Genomic DNA, 16,731 nt, shown 5'->3' on the forward strand with positions numbered 1-16,731 from the left:
GGGTTAAGGGATCAATCGGGCCGGGCAGACCACCATCAGCACAACCAGTCCAATTGGACTGCAAGTTGAGCACTTACGGAGAAGTGGAAGGCGGCGGGTCGGAATGCCCCTGTTTCGCGTGCTCATGACCTTCGGTGATCCGGCCCTCGGCCTGCTCGCCCGGACGTCGGCCCCCGTGGTCCTGGTACTCCTGATGCTGATCGCCCTGGGGATACGGATCAGGCGCGAAGGGCTCGCCGTCGGGGCGGCGGTGGTGCTCACCGTGCTGATGATTCAGGCCTGATACAGGTCCCGCACCAGCCGGAGCAGCGGCTCCAGGGACTCCACGACCGTCTCGGCACCGGCGTCGCGCAGCAGCTTGCCCTTGCGGTCGTTGCGGGCGTAGCCGAGGAACGGGACGCCGGCCGCGCGGGCGGCGAAGAGGTCGGAGGGGGTGTCGCCGATCATGAGGGCGGTCGTGGGGGCGGCGCCCATCGCGTTCAGCGCGCGGTGGATGCAGTGGGGGTCGGGTTTCAGGTGGTTCAGCTGCTGGGTGCGGCCGTAGAGGTGGGGGGCGAAGCACGGGAGGAGGCCGCGGGAGGCGAGGTACTCGCGCACCACCCGGGGGGAGTTGTTGGTCGCGATGGCCAGGCGGGCCCCCACCGCGGTCCAGGTGCGGACCAGCGGGTCGGCGTAGGGGGTGGGCATGGCGGAGGCGGTGGCCTTCAGCTCCTCCTGGGTGAGGCGTTCCTCCAGCTCCGCGACCAGGTCGCTGCCGGGGTGGCGGCGGTCGACGGCGCGCAGGACGACGTGCGGGTCGAGCGACTCGCGTTCGTCGTCCGTGAGCAGACCGCGCAGTCCCCTGCCCTCCAGCCAGGACGCCAGGTCGTGCGCCACGCGTTCCGCCGAGTGCCCGGCGAACAGGCGGCAGACGGGGCCGTCGAAGTCCCACAGCACGACACGGGCGTCCTCGATCAGCTCCCGCAGCGCATGTGGTTCCGTCCCGGTCCCGGCCGTCGCCGCGTCAGTCTGTGTCGTCTCAGAAGTCACTAGGAGAGTGTCAGGTCCGTCGTGATGGTTTCCCAGAGGGCGTCGAACCACTTCTGGGATTCCTCCACGAACGCCTGGTCCCGCTGTCCCGCCTGCCGTGCGAAGGAGAAGAGCAGGGACGCCGAGCCGAGGACGTCGTACATCTCCAGGTTCTGGCTCTCCCACTCCTCCTCGCGCCGGGTCAGCATGTAGTAGCCGAGCAGCGCCTCCTCCGCGTTGAGCAGGTACAGCTTCACCGGCGGGGTGAGGGGCAGCGCCCGGAACGACACCCGTACGTCGATGCCGTGGGTGGCGCGCAGGGCGAGGAGGTTGTGCTGGAGGACGCGGGCCTGGGCGTTGCGCATCGCCAGCCAGCGCTCGTGCACCGGGTTGTCGCCGGCGCCGTCCTCCTCGACCGGGACCGGGAAGGCCAGGTTGATGTTCCGTGACGGGAGGAGGAGGCGGACGTCGACGGCCTCGGGACGGATGCGGCCCTCGTGGATGTGGCGGAGCGGCTCACCGAGCGCCAGCATGAGGCTCTCCGAGGTGAGGCACACCGCGTCGATGCGGACCCGCTGCCTTTCGAAGGCGTCCGTCAGGCGCGGCGCCAGCCCGACCATGGTGGGCTGGGGCTCGTCCCGGGCCGGCGCGGGGGCGGGTGCGGCGATCCTCGGCGGGCTGCCCTTGCTGACGTTGCTGAGCAGGCCGTCGTCCTGGAGCGCGCGCAGCGCCTGGCGGACGGTGCCGCGCTCCACGCCGAACTCCTCGGCGAGTTCGGCCTGGGTGGGCAGCCGGTCGCCGGCCTTGAGCTCGCCGGCCCGGATGCGTTCCCGCAGGATGTCGGCGATCTCCTGGGGCGAGTGCCTGCTGCTGCCGTTCACTGCCGCGTTCTCCTGGGTCACGACCAAACGCTACAACTTTGATCCATCTAAGGGGAGTTGTTTGGAAGTTGTTTATGGATAGCAACCAAGTGGGGACAACTCTTTCAGAGTTGGTTGCCAACTTTCCCGAGTTGGCGTTCCTGCCAAGGGGGAAACACCATGCAGTTCCTCGCTCTGTTCTCCGCCGTCCTCGTCATCTCCGTCCAGCAGCTCGTCGAGTGGAAGTTCGGCGTGGCCGGCCTCGTCGGCCTGCTGCTGCTCACCATAGGCATCAGGGCCAACAGGCCGGGGATCAGCTCCGCCGGGGCGGTGCTGCTCGCGCTGCTCGTGGCGAGGCCCGCCCTGTGAGGGGCGGCCCCCGGGCCGATGGACCGCGGAGGCGTCAGCTCGTGAGCACCAGCTCCGAACTGATCGTCTCCCACAGTGCGTCGAACCACAGGTGCGACTGCTCCACGAACATGGTGTCCCGCAGGCCCGGGCCCTGCTGGAAGGGGAAGAGCAGGGACCGTATGCCCTGCGCGTCGTAGGTCTCCAGGCTCTCCTGGTCGATCTGCGCCTCGCTGCGGGCCACGGTGTAGTAGGCGAACAGCGCCTCCTCGCGGTTGAGCAGATACAGCTTCACCGGCGGGGTGAAGGGCAGCGCCCGGAACCGCACCCGCACGTCGATGCCGTGCGTGGCGCGCAGGGCCTGCAGATTGTGGCGGAGCACCTGGCCCTGGGCGTTGCGCATCGACAACCACCGCTCGTGCAGCGGGTCCTCGGCGTCCTCGCGCCCCCCGACCGGCACCGGGAAGGCGAGGTCGATGTGCCGGCTGGGCAGCAGGACCCGGACGTCGACCTTGGCCGGTTTCAGTCGCCCCGCGTGGATCTGGCGCAACGGCTCCCCCATGGCGAGCGTGAGGGAGACGGCGGTCAGGCAGACGGCGTCGATCCGGACGTGCTCCGCCTCGAAGGCGGCCGCGATCCTGGGCGCGAGGCCCGCCGTGGTGGGCAGCGGCGGGGCCGCGGCGCCGGTCGGGGGCCCGCCGGGCCGGGGGGCGACGGTCGCCGGGGCGCCCTTGGAGACGTTGGTGAGCAACTGCTCGGACTGCAGGATCCGCAGCGCCCGGCGGATGGCGGGGCGCTCCACGCCGAACTCGGCGGCGAGCCGGGCCTGGGTGGGCATGCGCTCGCCCGGCCGCAGCGCACCGGTCCGGATCCGGGCGCGCAGCTCGTCGGCCACCTCGCGATGTGTCCTCTGTGGCCGCTGCGGCTTCTCCCGCCCATTGACGGAGGCATGTTCCGGGTCCACAGCCGAACACTACAACTTTTCGCCATCTTCCGGCAGTTCACCGAAGGGTGGTTATAAGCCTCTTCCAAGTGGAGATAACTAAGAACAAGTTGGTCACCAACTCGCACAACCTGGTCGCTCGACAAGGAGGTTGGCCACCAGGGAAGCGGTGGAGGCCACGGACAAAGGGGGACCGCCATGCCGCTCATCGCCATCGCCCTCGCGGCCCTGGCCATTGGATTCGAACAGCTGGTCCAGTGGAAGTACGGCCCGATGGGGATCATCGCCTTCGTCGCCCTCACCGTGGGCATCAAGGCGCGGAGCACCATGATCAGCGGCATCGGCGCGGTCATCCTCGTGATGCTGTTCGCCCAGTCCGGCTGAGCAGCACCGCACAGGCCGCCGGCCGGGCTCCCCTCCGGAGGGGAGCCGGGAGCCCGCCGGCAGAGCACCACCCGCACAACAACCACAACTGAACAGCTCGCTACGGATGAGCGCTCACCCGTCGTCGGCGGAAGGAGACAGCAGCAGGGCGCGCACGCGAACCGCGCTCAGAAGATGTCCGGGCACCACGGTCGCCTGGACGTACGCAGCAGGGCGTCGGCCTGACGGGCGGCGCCCGCTCGTTCTTCCCGCACCCGGCCCAGCGCCGCCAGCCGCACCGCCGACTCGTCCCCCAGCCACAGCACCGCCAGCTCGGCCACGTCCAGCGTCAGATCGGCGCTGTCGGTGGTCGGCACACAGGACCCGGCCCCGTCCACCGAGGCCTCCAGCCGGAAGCGCCCGCCGGTCAGTCCGGCGCCGTCGGCCACCTCCAGCACCAGCGAACCCGCCGCCTGGTACGTCCGCGCCTCCAGCGCCCGTACGACGTCCAGGATCCGCACCCAGAGCCAGTCCGCCTGGGTGGTGACGGCCGCGGCGCGCGGGTCCGGCAGGAAGTGCGGAAGCAGATCGTCGGGGGCCCGCCAGCCACTGCGCACCCGCACCACCCAGTCGACCGAGCACAGGTAGTGCCACAGCGCACGCTCGGCGGCCGGGGTCACCCCGATCAGCCACTTCACCCGCGCCGTGTTCAACGGCTGCTTGGCGTCACCCCAGTTGTCGTCCGCCGTGTAGGCGACCATGCCCTCGACCTCGCCGCCGGCCGACCGGTACACCGCGTGGAACGGCTCGTGGAACGCCGGATGGAAACGCACGGCCCCGGTGGCGGTCCGCCACCACAGCTCGTCCCGGTCGACGGCGCCCGGCTGGGCCCGCCGCAGCCGCTCGTGCAGCTCGGGGCCCAGCTTGCGGACCTCCTCCCCGTCCACGAGATCGATCCGCCCGCCGTCCTCCGGCCCGGCCCACCGCGGGTCGAGACCGGCGCGCGGCACGTCGATCGTCCACTCGGTCGCCGAGGTCGCCGGGCCGAAGCCGTAGCGCCCGTAGATCGGGTACTCGGCGGCGATCAGCGTCGCGACGACGTCACCCCGCTCCTTCGCCGCGGCGAGGTCCCGCTCCATCATGCGGCTGAGCAGCCCGCGCCGCCGGTGGGTGGGGGCGACGGTGACGTTGGTGACGGCGTCGGCCGGCACCGTCGCCCCGCCGACCACGGTCAGCTCCTGCGCGAAGGACCGGAACGTCGCCACACAGCGCCCGCCGTCGAAGGCCCCCGCCGTCCGGCCGGGCGTGAACTGCTCCCGGCGCGCGTCGACGATCTCCTGGGGGAGCGTGGGTTCGCGCAGGAACCCGATGTTCATGGCCCGGGTCCAGTCGGCGATCTCGGACTCGGTGATGGGCCGTACGTCGATGGCGGCGCGGGAGGTCATGGACACACGGTAGGTCGGCCGCGCACCGGGTGTCGACGAGGTTTCCCCCTTCCCCCCGCCCCGCCGCGACTCACGCCAGCAGGTCCTCCACCTGCGCCTCCCCCTCCCGGTACCGGCGCGCGATCTCGGCGCTGCACTCGTCGGCCGTACGCTGCAGGCGCTGCCGCCGCCGGGACACCTGCTGCTCGTACCGCACGAGCCGCCCCATCGCGGTGTTCAGCTCCCCGTCCGTGCGGGCGCCCAGATCGGACAGCTCCACCTCGCCGAGCATCTCGGCGGCCAGCCGCCGGTACTCCTCGCCGCGCGGCGTCCCCAGCGTCACATGACGGGCCGAGGAACGGTGCCGGGCCGGACCGTCCCGCAGGATCTCCGACAGCCGCGCCACGACGGACGCGTCCCCCGCCGCGACGACCGGCGGCACGCCCCCCGGCACCCGCCGGGCCAGTTCCGCCCGCAGGATGTCGATCCGTCCCTGGAGCAGCCGCCGCACATAGCTGAGGTCGGCCTCGTCCCGCTGTGCGTCACGGCGCACCGCGCGCAGCTCCGGCAGACCGAGCACGCTCAGCTCCGCCGCTCTTCTCTCCTCGGGCAGCACCGGACTGTCGGTGCGCTGTGTGGGCGGCCGGTGGAACTCCCGCTCCCCGATTCCCGCTTCGGCGGGCGGAACAGCCGTGACCGGCTGCCCGCTTCCCGGTGTGCTCATGTGCCTCAACCGTCCCCTCGACCGGCATGTGCCAGCATCGTGTCACCCCATGCGGCCGCTATGTGAGCGAGTGTCCCCGATCCGCCCCAGATGGGCGCTAAGGAGTAAAAATAGCCCGACCGGGGTCCCGCGCGGGCCGCCGTCGGCCACCTGTTCGCCGACCGGCATGATGGCCGTATGCGTGCAGTGGTGCAGAGGGTCGACGGCGCGAGCGTCGTCGTGGACGGCGAGACGGTGGGCGCGATCGAGGGCGAGGGACTGTCCGTCCTCGTCGGCGTCACCCACGAGGACACCAAGGAGCAGGCGGCCCGGCTCGCCCGCAAGCTCTGGTCGATCCGGATGCTCCAGGACGAGCGGTCGTGCAGCGACATCGGCGCCCCGCTCCTGGTGATCAGCCAGTTCACCCTTTACGGCGACGCCCGCAAGGGCCGCCGCCCCACCTGGAACGCCGCCGCCCCCGGCGACCTCGCCGAACCGCTGGTCGACGAGGTGGTCGCCCACTTGCGCGCCCTGGGCGCGACGGTGGCGACGGGCCGCTTCGGCGCGAAGATGAGCGTGTCGCTGACCAACGACGGCCCGTTCACCGTCCTGCTGGAGATCTGACCGGGCTGGAGATCCGGCCGGGCTCAGGGCTCGACGACGGTCTCCTGCGCGGCCGCCGTGTCCCCCGCGATGAGCGGCGCGTCCACCGGTACGTTCCGCTTCACCAGCGCCAGCGCCACCGGACCGAGTTCGTGATGCCGTACGGACGTCGTCACGAAGCCGATCTTCCGGCCGTCCGGGCCGTCGTCCGCCAGCCGCAGCTCCGTGCCCGGCACCGGCAGGTGCACCTCGCTGCCGTCGAGGTGCAGGAAGACCAGCCGCCGCGGCGGCTTGCCGAGGTTCTGCACCCGGGCGACCGTCTCCTGCCCCCGGTAGCAGCCCTTCTGCAGATGCACGGCACCGCCGATCCAGCCCAGCTCGTGCGGGATGGTGCGGTGATCGGTCTCGAACCCGAGCCGCGGCCGCTGCTGCTCGACGCGCAGCGCCTCGTGCGCCAGGAGCCCGGCGGGCGGCCCCGCCTTCTCCGCGTACGACTCCAGGTCCGCGCGGGGCAGGAACAGCTCCCGCCCGTACGGCGTCTCGCGCACCACGACGCCCTCGGGCACCTCCGTGATGGACCCGGCCGGCAGCTGCACCACCGCGAAGTCGGCGGTGCGGTCGGCGACCTCCACCCGGTAGAAAAACTTCATCGACTCCAGGTACGCGATCAGCGCCTCCTGGGTGCCGGGCTCGACGTGCGCCCAGACCGTCTCGCCGTCGTCGACGAGGTACAGGGCGTGCTCGATGTGGCCGTTGGCGGAGAGGATCAGGGCCTCGGTGGCCCGGTGCGGCGGCAGATCGCTGACGTGCTGGGTGAGCAGCAGATGCAGCCAGCCGAGCCGCTCCGGCCCGGTGACGGTGACGACCCCGCGGTGGGACAGGTCGACGAAACCGGTGCCGTCGGCGAGGGCGCGCTGCTCGCGGAACAGGTCGCCGTAGTGGGCGGCCACGCCTTCGTCCACGCCCTCGGCGGGGACGGCGCCGGGCAGGGTCAGCAGGGGGCTCTTCATACGCCCAGCCTACGTCCCGGCGGCCGAGGCCTTCCGGGCGCAGTCCTCGCACCGGCCGAAGATCGCGAAATGCTTCAGGTCGGTGTCGAAACCGAAGGTCTCCCGCAGCTTCGCCGTGAAATCGGCGGCCACCTCCACGTCCGCCTCGATGACGTCGGTGCAGTCACGGCAGACCAGGTGCAGATGCTGGTGCCGGTCGGCGAGGTGGTAGGTCGGGGCGCCGTGCCCGAGGTGGGCGTGGCTGACCAGGCCCAGCTCCTCCAGCAGCTCCAGCGTGCGGTACACGGTGGAGATGTTGACCCCCGAGGCGGTCTTCCGCACTTCCGCGAGGATGTCGTCGGGGGTCGCGTGCTCCAGGGTCTCCACGGCTTCGAGCACGAGTTGACGCTGCGGCGTCAGCCGGTAGCCGCGCTGCCTGAGATCACTCTTCCAGTCGGTGCTCACCACACCACGAGTCTAGGCCGTCCGTGGAAGCGGGCCGGAATCACTTGAAGAACGCGATCCCGTCGTCCGGCATGTCGTCGGGCAGGGCCTTCGCCCAGCGCTCGACGTCCTCCGGCGTGACGACCTTCTTCAGGTGCGCCGACATGTAGGGGCGCAGCTCCACCTCGGGGGTCTGCTTCTCGCCGACCCACATCAGGTCGCTCTTGACGTACCCGTACAGCCGCTTGCCGCCGCTGTACGGGGCCGAGGCGGCGGTGCGCGCGACGGCGTCCGTGACCAGGTCGATCTGCGGCTTGCCCTCGGCCATCTCGCCGTACCAGATCTCGATGACGCCGTCGTCGCGGGTCATCGTCACCTCGACCTTGCGGTCGGCGTCGATCCGCCAGAAGCCGTGCTCGGACTCCAGGGGCCGGACCTTGTTGCCGTCGTTGTCCAGCACCCAGGTGTGGGAGCTGTACTCCAGGAAGTCCCGGCCGTCGTGGGTGAAGCCGACCTCCTGGCCGAAGTTGCACTTCTCGGCGCCGGGGAAGTCGTGCACGCCCGCGCCCGCCCAGTTGCCGAGCAGGAAGGCGAGCGGGACGAGGTCCTTGTGCAGGTCGGACGGGATCTCGATCATGAGCGGAACTTCCTGGCGTCGGTGATCAGCGCTGGCCCTGGTACAGCTTCTTCACGGTCAGCCCGGCGAAGGCGAGAACGCCGACGGCGACCAGGACCAGCAGGGCTTCGAAGAAGATAACCACGGGGTGCTCCTTGAGCGGGGGATGCGGTAGTGCACAGGGCCGGCCCCCAGCTTACGCGGCCGGGGCCGGCCCCTGTCGTGCGAGGTGCCGCCTCGCCGCGCCTCAGCCCAGCAGCTGGCTCTGCAGCACCACCGTCTGCTGGAACGGCACGGTGTGCGCGGTGCCCTTCCGGGACTGCAGCACGACGGCGAGGACGTCACCGGCGGCGAGGTAGGCCTGACGGTCGTGTTCGGTGCCGTAGGGCTTGGACTCGACGTAGGCGATGCGCTGGACACCGGCGACTGCCGCGTCCGACGAGAACGTCTCGTCGTTGACGACGCTCTCCGTGCCCAGCACCCTGTGGACCGGGCTGTGGTACGGGAAGAGCACTCCGTAGAAGTGATCCTCCACCATGGCCGCGGTGTCGAACCGCAGCAGGTAGATCCGCGTGCGGGTGCCGTCCTCGGTGGTCCAGCCGCGCGCCGCGATGTGTCTGAGGCCGCCGTCGACGAGCCGCTGCCCCAGCTCCTCGCGGTCCGTCCGTTCCGCGAACTCCTTCAGGAACTCCCCGGCCGGCAGCCAGCCGTCCGTGCCGCGCAGTGCCGGGTTCTCCTCGGCCCCCTTCGGGGCGGGCAGCAGGAGAGCCCGCAGGTCGGCGTGGTGGGTGCCGGCCGGATTGGACTCCGCCTGCGGCCCGGGGCTGCCGGACGGCAGCGGCGGCTTCGTCAGTCGCGGGTACTCCCACCGGCCGTCGGACTCCGTCGCCAGGCCGGGTACGTCCGTACGTTCCATCCGGGTGATCCCGTATGCCGTGCCCGCGCCGGCCACGGCGAAGACCACGACGGCGGCCGTCCAGCGCAGGGCGGCGCGCAGGACTCGGCGGTCCCTGGGCGGTTCGAGGGCCTGCTGCTCGCTCATACGGCCTTCCCCGGTTCGTCGATACGGTCGAGCTGCTCGCGGAGCATCTCGGCGACGCTCGCGGTGTCGATGGGCGCCACACCGTCCACGGTGACGGTGACCAGGACGTTCCCGGCGTACGCGGAGCAGAACATGCCGTCCAGGACCCGGTCCTCGTCCTTGGGCAGCAGGAAGCAGGCGGCGTCCTTGTGTCCCTGGACCTTCGGCCCCTTGCGCAGTGCGTCCACCGAGTCGAGGGCCCGCGTCCGCGTGCGGGCCAGATCACGCACGGCGGCCCGGTTCTCCATCCGGGCGAGCACGATGCGTGCCGTGTAGATCTCCTCGGACTGGTAGATGGACGCCGATCCGCTGGCGTAGCTGCGGATGGCCATGCCGGTGATGCGCTGCCTGTCGACCTCCTTCTCCAGCCGCTTGCGCTGAGCGCGCGGCAGACCACGCAGCGACTCCTTCTGCAGTGCGGTGGCCCGGGCACCGCTGAGCTGCGCGTCCGCGCCGAACTCGGCGACGTCCGGCCCGCGCAGCCGTCCGTCCTCGCCGTACGGCAGGAGCATGCCCGCGAGCCCCTGCGCCGGTGCGGACCGTTCCCCCTCGGCCACGGCCTCGGGGAGTTTCCAGGTGGGGGCACCGGGGTCGCGGTCGGCACCGTCCACCCTCACCGCGGTGACGGCCACGGCGGCGGCGACGGCACCGGCCAGCAGCAGGGACCCGGTGACGGCGGCGACGCGGCGGCCACGCCGTGCGGGTCGCCGGGCCGGCTCGCTCGGCAGACCGGGCGCACCGGAGGCGCCGGGCTCAGGTGTCTCACTCACAGCCGCTCCATCTGCCGCTCGGCCAGATCCATGACCAGCTTCCTGGGGACGGGCTCGAGCCCGCTCACCCACACCGTCATGGCGACGTCTCCCCGCCAGGCCCGCGCCGAGGCCCGGTGGATGGGCTCGAAGCCGGGTTCGGTCTCGCGCTTCATCATGTACACCCGGCCGTCGCCGGTACCGGGAATGGCCCAGTCCCGGGTCGTCCTCCCCTCCGCCCAGCGACTCGCGTTGTCGACGTCGTCGGCGGCCGCGAGTTTCGCTTCCTGGCGGTACTGGGTGAGGCGGATCTCCACGAAGTAGCCGTCGGCCTCCCATGAGATCTCGGCCATCCGCCGGAACTCGCCGGCCAGCAGCTCTCCGAACGCATCACCGGGATCCTCGTAGTACCCGGCGTAGACGGCCAGGCTCGCCCAGCCGTCGACCCCGGCCGCCCAGTCCGTCTCCTTCGCCCCGCGTGGCTTCTTGAGCAGCAGTGTGCGCAGGTCCCCATCGGTCCTGACGCGGCGGTCCTGCTTCGCGGACAGGGGCTCGGGCGCCTCGCCCTCCGCCTGCGCGAGCACCGGCTGCGACAGCGGAGGCAGTCGCGTGGGCGCACGGTCGGCCTGTACGAGATAGCCGGTGCAGGTGCCGGCGACACCGCCGAGCACGGCCGCGGCGGCGATCAGCGCGGTCGTCCGCCCCCGCCGGCGCTTCAGGGGCGCGTCCGGAGCCGGGGTCTCCTCCGCCGGTGATTCCGGTGCCAGGACCGCCTCCGGCGCATCCGCCGAACTCGGCTCGTCCCGGGCATCGTCGGCTTCTTCGGGCTGTTCCAAGACGTTCCCCCACAGAAGGTGAAGCGCGCGTTCCGAGTGCGCGTGCAGAGGAGACCCACGGCCGTCGGCCGAAGTTGCGGCGATCATGATTACGATTCGGTCATGGCGAAGAAGCTCGTGATCAAGGTGACCGCGGGGGCCGATGCTCCCGAACGGTGTTCGCAGGCCTTCACGGTGGCGGCGGTGGCCGTGGCCAGTGGGGTCGAGGTCTCGCTGTGGCTCACCGGGGAGTCCGCGTGGTTCGCCCTGCCGGACCGTGCCGCCGGGTTCGAGCTGCCGCACTCCGCGCCGCTGCCCGACCTGCTGGACTCGCTGCTCGCGGGCGGCCGGGTCACCCTGTGCACGCAGTGCGCGGCCCGCCGCGAGATCACGGAGAAGGACGTCCTCGAGGGCGTACGCATCGCCGGCGCGCAGGTCTTCGTGCAGGAGGCCATGGCGGACGGCGTGCAGGCGCTCGTCTACTGAGGCACCTGCCGGACTACCCGGGCGGCCGTTTCCTGCCGTCCAGCTCGTCCCACCACTCGTCGGACTTCGGGTCGCCGGACGGGTCGTCCCACCAGCGGTCGTCGGGCCCGCGCCGGTTGGCGACCACCGCGGCGAGCGGCGGGATGACCATGGCGACCAGGCACATGCCGACGGCGGCCGGCACCGACCAGAGCCGTACGACGCCCCAGGCCAGGACGAACAGCCCGATACAGGTGCCCATCATGACGAAGTACGTATGCCGCCTGCGCGCGTACATGTCTCCAGCGTAGGTCCGCACATGCCGAAGGGCCGCATCCCGGGCGTCCAACCCGTGGGATGCGGCCCTTCGGCCGTTTCCGCGTCCTCAGACCGCGATCGCGACCTCGGCCAGACCGCCCTGCTGGGCGACGACCGTGCGGTCGGCGGTGCCGCCGGGCACCAGGGCGCGGAGGGTCCAGGTGCCCTCCGCCGCGTAGAAGCGGAACTGACCGGTGGCGGAGGTGGGGACCTCCGCGGTGAACTCGCCGGTCGAGTCCAGCAGACGGACGTACCCCGTCACCGGCTCGCCGTCGCGGGTCACCTGCCCCTGGATGGTGGTCTCACCGGGCTTGATCGTCGAGGCGTCCGGGCCGCCGGCCTTCGCACCGCACATGTCGTACTCCTGAAGTGGTCTGGAGAGGTCGGTCGGGAGGGGTCACTTGCCGGGGCCGAGCTCGATCGGCACGCCGACGAGGGAGCCGTACTCGGTCCAGGAGCCGTCGTAGTTCTTGACGTTCTCCACACCGAGCAGCTCGTGCAGCACGAACCAGGTCAGCGCGGAACGCTCGCCGATGCGGCACAGGGCGATGGTGTCCTTGGACAGGTCGACCTGCTCGTCCTCGTAGAGCGCCTTGAGCTCGTCGTCGGACTTGAAGGTGCCGTCGTCGTTGGCGTTCTTGGACCACGGGATGTTGCGGGAGGACGGCACGTGGCCGGGGCGCTGCGACTGCTCCTGCGGCAGGTGGGCCGGGGCGAGCAGCTTGCCGGAGAACTCGTCGGGGGAGCGCACGTCGACGATGTTCTGGTTGCCGATGGCGGCCACGACGTCGTCGCGGAAGGCGCGGATGGACGCGTCCTGCGGCTTGGCCTGGTAGTCGGTCTTCGGGCGCTCCGGCACCTCGTCGCCGGGGACCAGCTCGCGGGCGTCCAGCTCCCACTTCTTGCGGCCGCCGTCGAGGAGCTTGACGCTGTCGTGGCCGTACAGCTTGAAGTACCAGTAGGCGTACGACGCGAACCAGTTGTTGTTGCCGCCGTAGAGGACGACCGTGTGGTCGTTGCCGATGCCCTTGTCCGACAGGAGCTTCTCGAAGCCGGCCTGGTCGACGAAGTCACGGCGGACCGGGTCCTGCAGGTCCTTCGTCCAGTCGATCCGGATGGCGTTCTTGATGTGGTTCTTCTCGTAGGCGGTGGTGTCCTCGTCCACCTCGACGATGGCGATGGTCGGGTCGTCCAGGTGCTCCTGGAGCCAATCGGCGTCGACCAGGACGTCGCTGCGGCTCATGCTGTTCTCCTCCGGGGCAGTTGCGGCGGGGCGTGCGAACGAGAGGGGTGCGCCCGGGTGGGCCGGCGCACGGGTGCCCTCAGCGGGGCGGGGCGAGAGACGCGGACGTCGGCGGACGTCCGCTCAGAAAGTGCGACAGAGCATGGCGGCGACACGGCACAGGTCCACTGCCCGCCGCTTCGTGAGATCCGCCCGTCCCCGCGACTGGGGGACGCTTGTCTGACACTGCATGGGGTCGATCGTAAGGAGGACAGGGCGGGCATGTCACCGGCGTGTCGCATGCTGAGACGAGATCGTCCGCGAACCGAGACCGCAGCCCCCGCGATCCACCCTCGGGCCCCCGCGCTCCCGCCCGCCGGACCCTCCCATCTGCCCTGCGGACACCGCCGTCTCGCCTGACGGACACCGGCCCCCGCCAAAGCGTTCCCTACCCGACCAGACGGACGTCGGAACCCTTCACCACGATGTCCACGCCGTTCTCGGCGGCCTCGACCTTGTCCAGGCGGATCCCGCCGGGGAGTCCGTCGATCTTCTGCTCGAAGTCGGTGATCTTCCGGATCCGCGCCTCGGCGAGCGGCACTCCTCCGAACTCGGGCAGCGCGTCGGCCTTCACCCGCACGGTGTCACCGTCCACGACGGTCACCGAGCTGAGCACGGAGACCGGCTCGGGCAGCTTGTTGCCGAGCACGGTGGCCTCCACCTCGACCTTGATCTTCCCGTTGCCGCCGTGGGAGAGGCCGACGACCTCGGCCGTGACCCCGCGGGCCACCTGGGTGGGCTCGGACGTGGCCTGCTTCAGCAGCTCGTCGTAGGCGACGGTCGCGGTACCGGTGGCGCTGTCGGCGACGGCGGAGCTGAAGTCGCTGGAGAACTCGACGCCCTTCATGTCGGCGCGCAGATCGCCGATGCGGATCCGCTGGGCGCCGTCGCCGGTGCCGGCCTCGTAGCCCTCGATACCGACCTGCACCTCGTCGAGGGTGCCGCCGACGACCTGGGTGAGGAAGGGGAAGCCCTTGATGGACACGTCCGGGGTGGACGCGAGGTTCTCGTTCGCCTTCAGGCGGTCCGCGGCCTCGCCCTCGGCGAAGTTGACCGCGACGCGGTCCACGATCACGAAGATTCCGCCCAGGATCACGAGGACGATGAGCAGTATTCGCAGTGCGCGCATGCGGTGTTTCCCCCACCTGTGCTGTTCCGACGCCGTTCCCCGACGACCGGGTGGCCGTCCTGCGCGAGGGTAACTCGCACGGGTGTGTGGGCCGGGGGATTGTCGATCAGCTGTGACAGGGGGTGGTGGCGCCGGTGCCGGCATACGGCCAGCGCCCCGCAGCCCACGGGCACACGGCCGCCGGCCGTCAGGCGAAGAGCCTGCCCAGGACGTACACCGCCGGTCCCGCGGCCGCCAGGGGGAGCGCGATGCCGGCCGTGAAGTGCACGAACCGCGACGGGTAGTCGTAGGCGGCCACCCGGTGACCGATCAGCGCGCACACGGCCGCACCGGCGCCCAGCGCCGCGCCCGAGGCCTCCATCCCCGCGACCGCGAACCCGGCCCCCGCAGCGACCGCGAGCGCGGCCACCACGGACGCCGCGGTGGGCAGCGGCAGCGCCCGCGCCACCATCGCCACCGCCACGGCGACCGCGCCGGCGGTCACCGCGTCCGCGTCCGCCGCCAGATAGCCGCCCGCCGCGATCGCCAGCGCCGCCGCGGCGACCGTCGCCATCAGTCCGTACATCCGCTCGTCGGGATCCGCGTGCGACCGCAGCTGGAGCACCAGCGACAGCAGCACCCACACGCCCAGCGTCCCGAGAATCGCCGCGGGCGACCGGTCGGACGCCAGCAGCGCCACGTCCGCGACCACCGCGCCCAGGAACCCCAGCGCGATCCCCTGCCGGGCCGGCCACATCCCGTTCAGCCGGAACCAGCCCGCCGCCGTGAGCGCCTGCAGCACCACCAACGGCACCAGCAGCGCGTACGTGCCCAGCGCCGCCCCGCCGGCCAGCAGCAGCCCCAGCACCGCGGTGAGCAGCGCGGGCTGCATCCCGGGATCGATGATCGGCGAACGCCCCTCCGCCCGTGCCCGCTGCGCATCGGTGACGCGCGAGTTCCCGCCCAGCGTGGCCGGCCCGTACTCGGGCCCATCCTCCTGCCGGGGCGCGGGCTCCTGCCGGGGCGCGGGCTGCTGTGCGGGCGGGGGCTGCTGCGGGGGCAGGTACGACGTCTCCTCGGCAGCCGGAGCCGCGGCCACCGGCGGCTGCATCTGCGTCTCCCACGTCTGCCCCTGCCACTGCTGCGTGTACTGCTGATCCGCGTACGGATCGTCGTATCCCTGCTGCTGCCCGGGCCAGACCTGCGGCTGCGGGTACGGCTGTGGCTGCTGGTACGGCTGTGGCTGCTGCTGCGGGTACGGCTGCGGCTGCTGCTGCTGGGGATACGGCGGCTGATACGGGTCGTGCCCCCCGGCCCCGTACGGCTGGTTCGTCATCGACACCCTCCTGCGAACGGCGGAAGCACCTCGACCGTGCCGCCGTCGGCCAGCCGTACCGCGTCGTGCGCGCGCTTGCCCACGGGATCACCGTCGACGAGGTACGAGCACCGCAGCAGCACGCGCGTCAGTTCGCCGGAGTGCCGCGCGCGCACGGCGTCGAGGGCGTCGGCGAGCGTGACCGCCTCGTACGCCTCCTCGGCCACCCCGGCCGCGGCCTTGGCGGCGGCCCAGTACCGCACCGTGACCTTTGCCATCTGCTGGTTCCTCTGGTTCCTCGGTCGGAAATCGGTTGACGGTGAACACCGTCAGGCTAGCCCGCCCGGGCGACCACCCAGTCCCCGATCCTCCGCAGCAGCGGCTCCGGCGCCGCGTTCTCCGCGTGCCCCATGCCGGGCTCGACCCACAGCTCCCCGTGCTCCCCGGCGGCAGCCGCCAGCATCCGCGGATGGTCCAGCGGGAAGTACCCGTCCCGGTCCCCGTGCACGATCAGCAGCGGCGTGGGCGCGATCCGCGGCACCGCCTCGACCGGTGACAGCGGTACGGGGTCCCACTGCCGGTGATGGATCCGCGTCCGCAGCCCGTACCGGCCCACCAGCCGCCCGGCGGGCCGGGTCACCACCCAGTGCAGCCGCCGCATGGGAGCCGTCCCCCGGTAGAACCACCGCGCGGGCGCGCTCACGGACACCACGGCGTCCACCCCCGCGCCGGCCCCCGCGTCCACCCCGGCCGCGTCCCGGCTGATCGCGGCGTGCCGCAGCACCACGGAACCGCCCATGGAGAACCCGACGGTGGCCACCCGCGCGTGCCCCCGCTCGCGCGCCCACTCCACCACGGCCGCGAGATCGAGCACCTCCCGGTCCCCCACGGTCGACCGCCCGCCCGACGCCCCGTGCCCCCGGAAGGAGAACATCACGACACCCCCGTACCGGGAGAGTTCCCGCGCGACCCGCCGCACATGGGGACGGTCCGCGTCCCCGGTGAACCCGTGCGCGATCACGAAAACAAGATCGGATGAAGAATCCGCTCCGGGTTCGTATACGGAATCGATCGCCACACCGTCCGCCGTACGCAAGAACGCACGCAAAGGCACACCGCGCGGTGTCACCGCCCCCGTCTCGGAATACGGACGAATGATGGATCGAACAGTGGATCGCGCCACATGACCTGCCGGACCGGTGCTCATGTCGGCTATTCTGCTGCGAAGAGGACTCGGGCAGCGAAGCCCCCGGGTCCTTTTGTGCTTTCGGAAGCGTTGTATACGAACGCGGGAAAC

The 16,731-nt window shown here is 71.4% G+C and carries 24 protein-coding genes; 5 read left to right on the forward strand and 19 right to left on the reverse strand.

The features are described 5' to 3' along the window. Nucleotides 1-103: 103 nt before the first annotated feature. Complete coding sequence (locus ACZ434_RS26460; RefSeq protein ID WP_468460034.1) at nt 104-283, forward strand: hypothetical protein; 180 nt, start codon at nt 104-106, stop codon at nt 281-283. Here the strand turns inward: ACZ434_RS26460 and ACZ434_RS26465 are convergent. Both ACZ434_RS26465 and ACZ434_RS26470 read right to left on the reverse strand, forming a co-directional pair. Then, nucleotides 274-1,029: an HAD family hydrolase gene (locus tag ACZ434_RS26465; protein ID WP_468460036.1), complete on the reverse strand. Its 756-nt coding sequence runs from the start codon at nt 1,027-1,029 to the stop codon at nt 274-276. The two genes, ACZ434_RS26460 and ACZ434_RS26465, sit on opposite strands and share 10 nt — an antisense overlap. Further along, the gene (locus ACZ434_RS26470; protein ID WP_468460038.1) at nt 1,029-1,916 is read right to left on the reverse strand and encodes a GntR family transcriptional regulator; all 888 of its coding nucleotides are present in this window, start codon (nt 1,914-1,916) and stop codon (nt 1,029-1,031) included. Before ACZ434_RS26470 ends, ACZ434_RS26465 begins: the two co-directional genes overlap by 1 nt. Before the next feature lie 132 nt (nt 1,917-2,048). Between ACZ434_RS26470 and ACZ434_RS26475 the strand changes: the two genes are divergently transcribed. Continuing rightward, a complete protein-coding gene (locus ACZ434_RS26475; RefSeq protein WP_468460040.1) occupies nt 2,049-2,237 on the forward strand; it encodes a hypothetical protein in 189 nt (62 codons plus the stop codon). A 34-nt stretch (nt 2,238-2,271) separates the two neighbouring features. On the opposite strand, the gene ACZ434_RS26480 is transcribed toward ACZ434_RS26475, so the two are convergent. Beyond that, on the reverse strand, nt 2,272-3,180 hold the full coding sequence (locus tag ACZ434_RS26480; protein ID WP_468460042.1) for a FadR/GntR family transcriptional regulator: 909 nt from the start codon (nt 3,178-3,180) through the stop codon (nt 2,272-2,274). A 177-nt stretch (nt 3,181-3,357) separates the two neighbouring features. Between ACZ434_RS26480 and ACZ434_RS26485 the strand changes: the two genes are divergently transcribed. Continuing rightward, nucleotides 3,358-3,543 carry a hypothetical protein gene (locus tag ACZ434_RS26485; RefSeq protein WP_468460044.1) on the forward strand — a complete coding sequence of 62 codons (186 nt, stop codon included), beginning with the start codon at nt 3,358-3,360 and terminating at the stop codon, nt 3,541-3,543. 167 nt (nt 3,544-3,710) lie between these two features. On the opposite strand, the gene ACZ434_RS26490 is transcribed toward ACZ434_RS26485, so the two are convergent. Together ACZ434_RS26490 and ACZ434_RS26495 are read right to left on the reverse strand one after the other, a co-directional pair. Continuing rightward, on the reverse strand, nt 3,711-4,967 hold the full coding sequence (locus ACZ434_RS26490) for a GNAT family N-acetyltransferase (protein WP_468460046.1): 1,257 nt from the start codon (nt 4,965-4,967) through the stop codon (nt 3,711-3,713). 70 nt (nt 4,968-5,037) lie between these two features. Beyond that, nucleotides 5,038-5,670 (reverse strand): RsiG family protein, encoded by a 633-nt coding sequence (locus ACZ434_RS26495; RefSeq protein ID WP_468460048.1) that lies wholly within the window; start codon nt 5,668-5,670, stop codon nt 5,038-5,040. A 177-nt stretch (nt 5,671-5,847) separates the two neighbouring features. On the opposite strand from ACZ434_RS26495, the gene dtd reads away from it, so the two are divergent. After that, a complete protein-coding gene (dtd, locus tag ACZ434_RS26500) occupies nt 5,848-6,273 on the forward strand; it encodes a D-aminoacyl-tRNA deacylase (RefSeq protein ID WP_468460050.1) in 426 nt (141 codons plus the stop codon). A 23-nt stretch (nt 6,274-6,296) separates the two neighbouring features. Here the strand turns inward: dtd and ygfZ are convergent, their stop codons facing one another. From ygfZ to ACZ434_RS26530, 6 genes are all read right to left on the reverse strand, one after another. Next, nucleotides 6,297-7,262 (reverse strand): CAF17-like 4Fe-4S cluster assembly/insertion protein YgfZ, encoded by a 966-nt coding sequence (gene ygfZ, locus ACZ434_RS26505; protein ID WP_468460052.1) that lies wholly within the window; start codon nt 7,260-7,262, stop codon nt 6,297-6,299. Nucleotides 7,263-7,271: 9 nt separating this feature from the next. Then, nucleotides 7,272-7,709, reverse strand: a complete 438-nt coding sequence (locus tag ACZ434_RS26510) for a Fur family transcriptional regulator (RefSeq protein ID WP_468460054.1) — start codon at nt 7,707-7,709, stop codon at nt 7,272-7,274. 37 nt (nt 7,710-7,746) lie between these two features. Beyond that, a complete protein-coding gene (locus tag ACZ434_RS26515; RefSeq protein WP_468460056.1) occupies nt 7,747-8,322 on the reverse strand; it encodes a heme-binding beta-barrel domain-containing protein in 576 nt (191 codons plus the stop codon). A 226-nt stretch (nt 8,323-8,548) separates the two neighbouring features. Further along, the gene (locus ACZ434_RS26520; RefSeq protein ID WP_468460058.1) at nt 8,549-9,343 is read right to left on the reverse strand and encodes a hypothetical protein; all 795 of its coding nucleotides are present in this window, start codon (nt 9,341-9,343) and stop codon (nt 8,549-8,551) included. Further along, nucleotides 9,340-10,152 (reverse strand): hypothetical protein, encoded by an 813-nt coding sequence (locus tag ACZ434_RS26525; RefSeq protein WP_468460060.1) that lies wholly within the window; start codon nt 10,150-10,152, stop codon nt 9,340-9,342. Before ACZ434_RS26525 ends, ACZ434_RS26520 begins: the two co-directional genes overlap by 4 nt. Then, on the reverse strand, nt 10,149-10,967 hold the full coding sequence (locus tag ACZ434_RS26530; protein ID WP_468460062.1) for a hypothetical protein: 819 nt from the start codon (nt 10,965-10,967) through the stop codon (nt 10,149-10,151). The genes ACZ434_RS26525 and ACZ434_RS26530 overlap by 4 nt, the downstream gene beginning before the upstream one ends. 102 nt (nt 10,968-11,069) lie before the next feature. Between ACZ434_RS26530 and ACZ434_RS26535 the strand changes: the two genes are divergently transcribed. After that, nucleotides 11,070-11,432: a DsrE family protein gene (locus tag ACZ434_RS26535; RefSeq protein WP_468460064.1), complete on the forward strand. Its 363-nt coding sequence runs from the start codon at nt 11,070-11,072 to the stop codon at nt 11,430-11,432. Nucleotides 11,433-11,445: 13 nt separating this feature from the next. On the opposite strand, the gene ACZ434_RS26540 is transcribed toward ACZ434_RS26535, so the two are convergent. The 8 genes from ACZ434_RS26540 to ACZ434_RS26575 all read right to left on the reverse strand — a co-directional run bounded on the left by ACZ434_RS26540 (nt 11,446) and on the right by ACZ434_RS26575 (nt 16,641). Next, the gene (locus ACZ434_RS26540) at nt 11,446-11,709 is read right to left on the reverse strand and encodes a DUF3099 domain-containing protein (RefSeq protein WP_468460066.1); all 264 of its coding nucleotides are present in this window, start codon (nt 11,707-11,709) and stop codon (nt 11,446-11,448) included. Between the two features lie 87 nt (nt 11,710-11,796). After that, complete coding sequence (locus tag ACZ434_RS26545; protein ID WP_006348354.1) at nt 11,797-12,084, reverse strand: DUF1416 domain-containing protein; 288 nt, start codon at nt 12,082-12,084, stop codon at nt 11,797-11,799. A gap of 42 nt (nt 12,085-12,126) precedes the next feature. Further along, nucleotides 12,127-12,972: a sulfurtransferase gene (locus ACZ434_RS26550; RefSeq protein ID WP_468460068.1), complete on the reverse strand. Its 846-nt coding sequence runs from the start codon at nt 12,970-12,972 to the stop codon at nt 12,127-12,129. A gap of 123 nt (nt 12,973-13,095) precedes the next feature. Next, nucleotides 13,096-13,203 (reverse strand): putative leader peptide, encoded by a 108-nt coding sequence (locus tag ACZ434_RS26555; protein WP_392039930.1) that lies wholly within the window; start codon nt 13,201-13,203, stop codon nt 13,096-13,098. A gap of 196 nt (nt 13,204-13,399) precedes the next feature. Beyond that, nucleotides 13,400-14,140, reverse strand: a complete 741-nt coding sequence (locus ACZ434_RS26560) for an LmeA family phospholipid-binding protein (RefSeq protein WP_468460070.1) — start codon at nt 14,138-14,140, stop codon at nt 13,400-13,402. 187 nt (nt 14,141-14,327) lie between these two features. Next, on the reverse strand, nt 14,328-15,455 hold the full coding sequence (locus tag ACZ434_RS26565) for a hypothetical protein (protein WP_468460072.1): 1,128 nt from the start codon (nt 15,453-15,455) through the stop codon (nt 14,328-14,330). Continuing rightward, complete coding sequence (locus tag ACZ434_RS26570) at nt 15,452-15,712, reverse strand: MoaD/ThiS family protein (RefSeq protein WP_468460074.1); 261 nt, start codon at nt 15,710-15,712, stop codon at nt 15,452-15,454. The genes ACZ434_RS26565 and ACZ434_RS26570 overlap by 4 nt, the downstream gene beginning before the upstream one ends. Nucleotides 15,713-15,768: 56 nt before the next feature. Continuing rightward, nucleotides 15,769-16,641: an alpha/beta hydrolase gene (locus ACZ434_RS26575; protein ID WP_468460076.1), complete on the reverse strand. Its 873-nt coding sequence runs from the start codon at nt 16,639-16,641 to the stop codon at nt 15,769-15,771. Nucleotides 16,642-16,731: the final 90 nt, after the last annotated feature.

It is taken from the genome of Streptomyces sp. NPDC030893 (genome assembly GCF_055571535.1).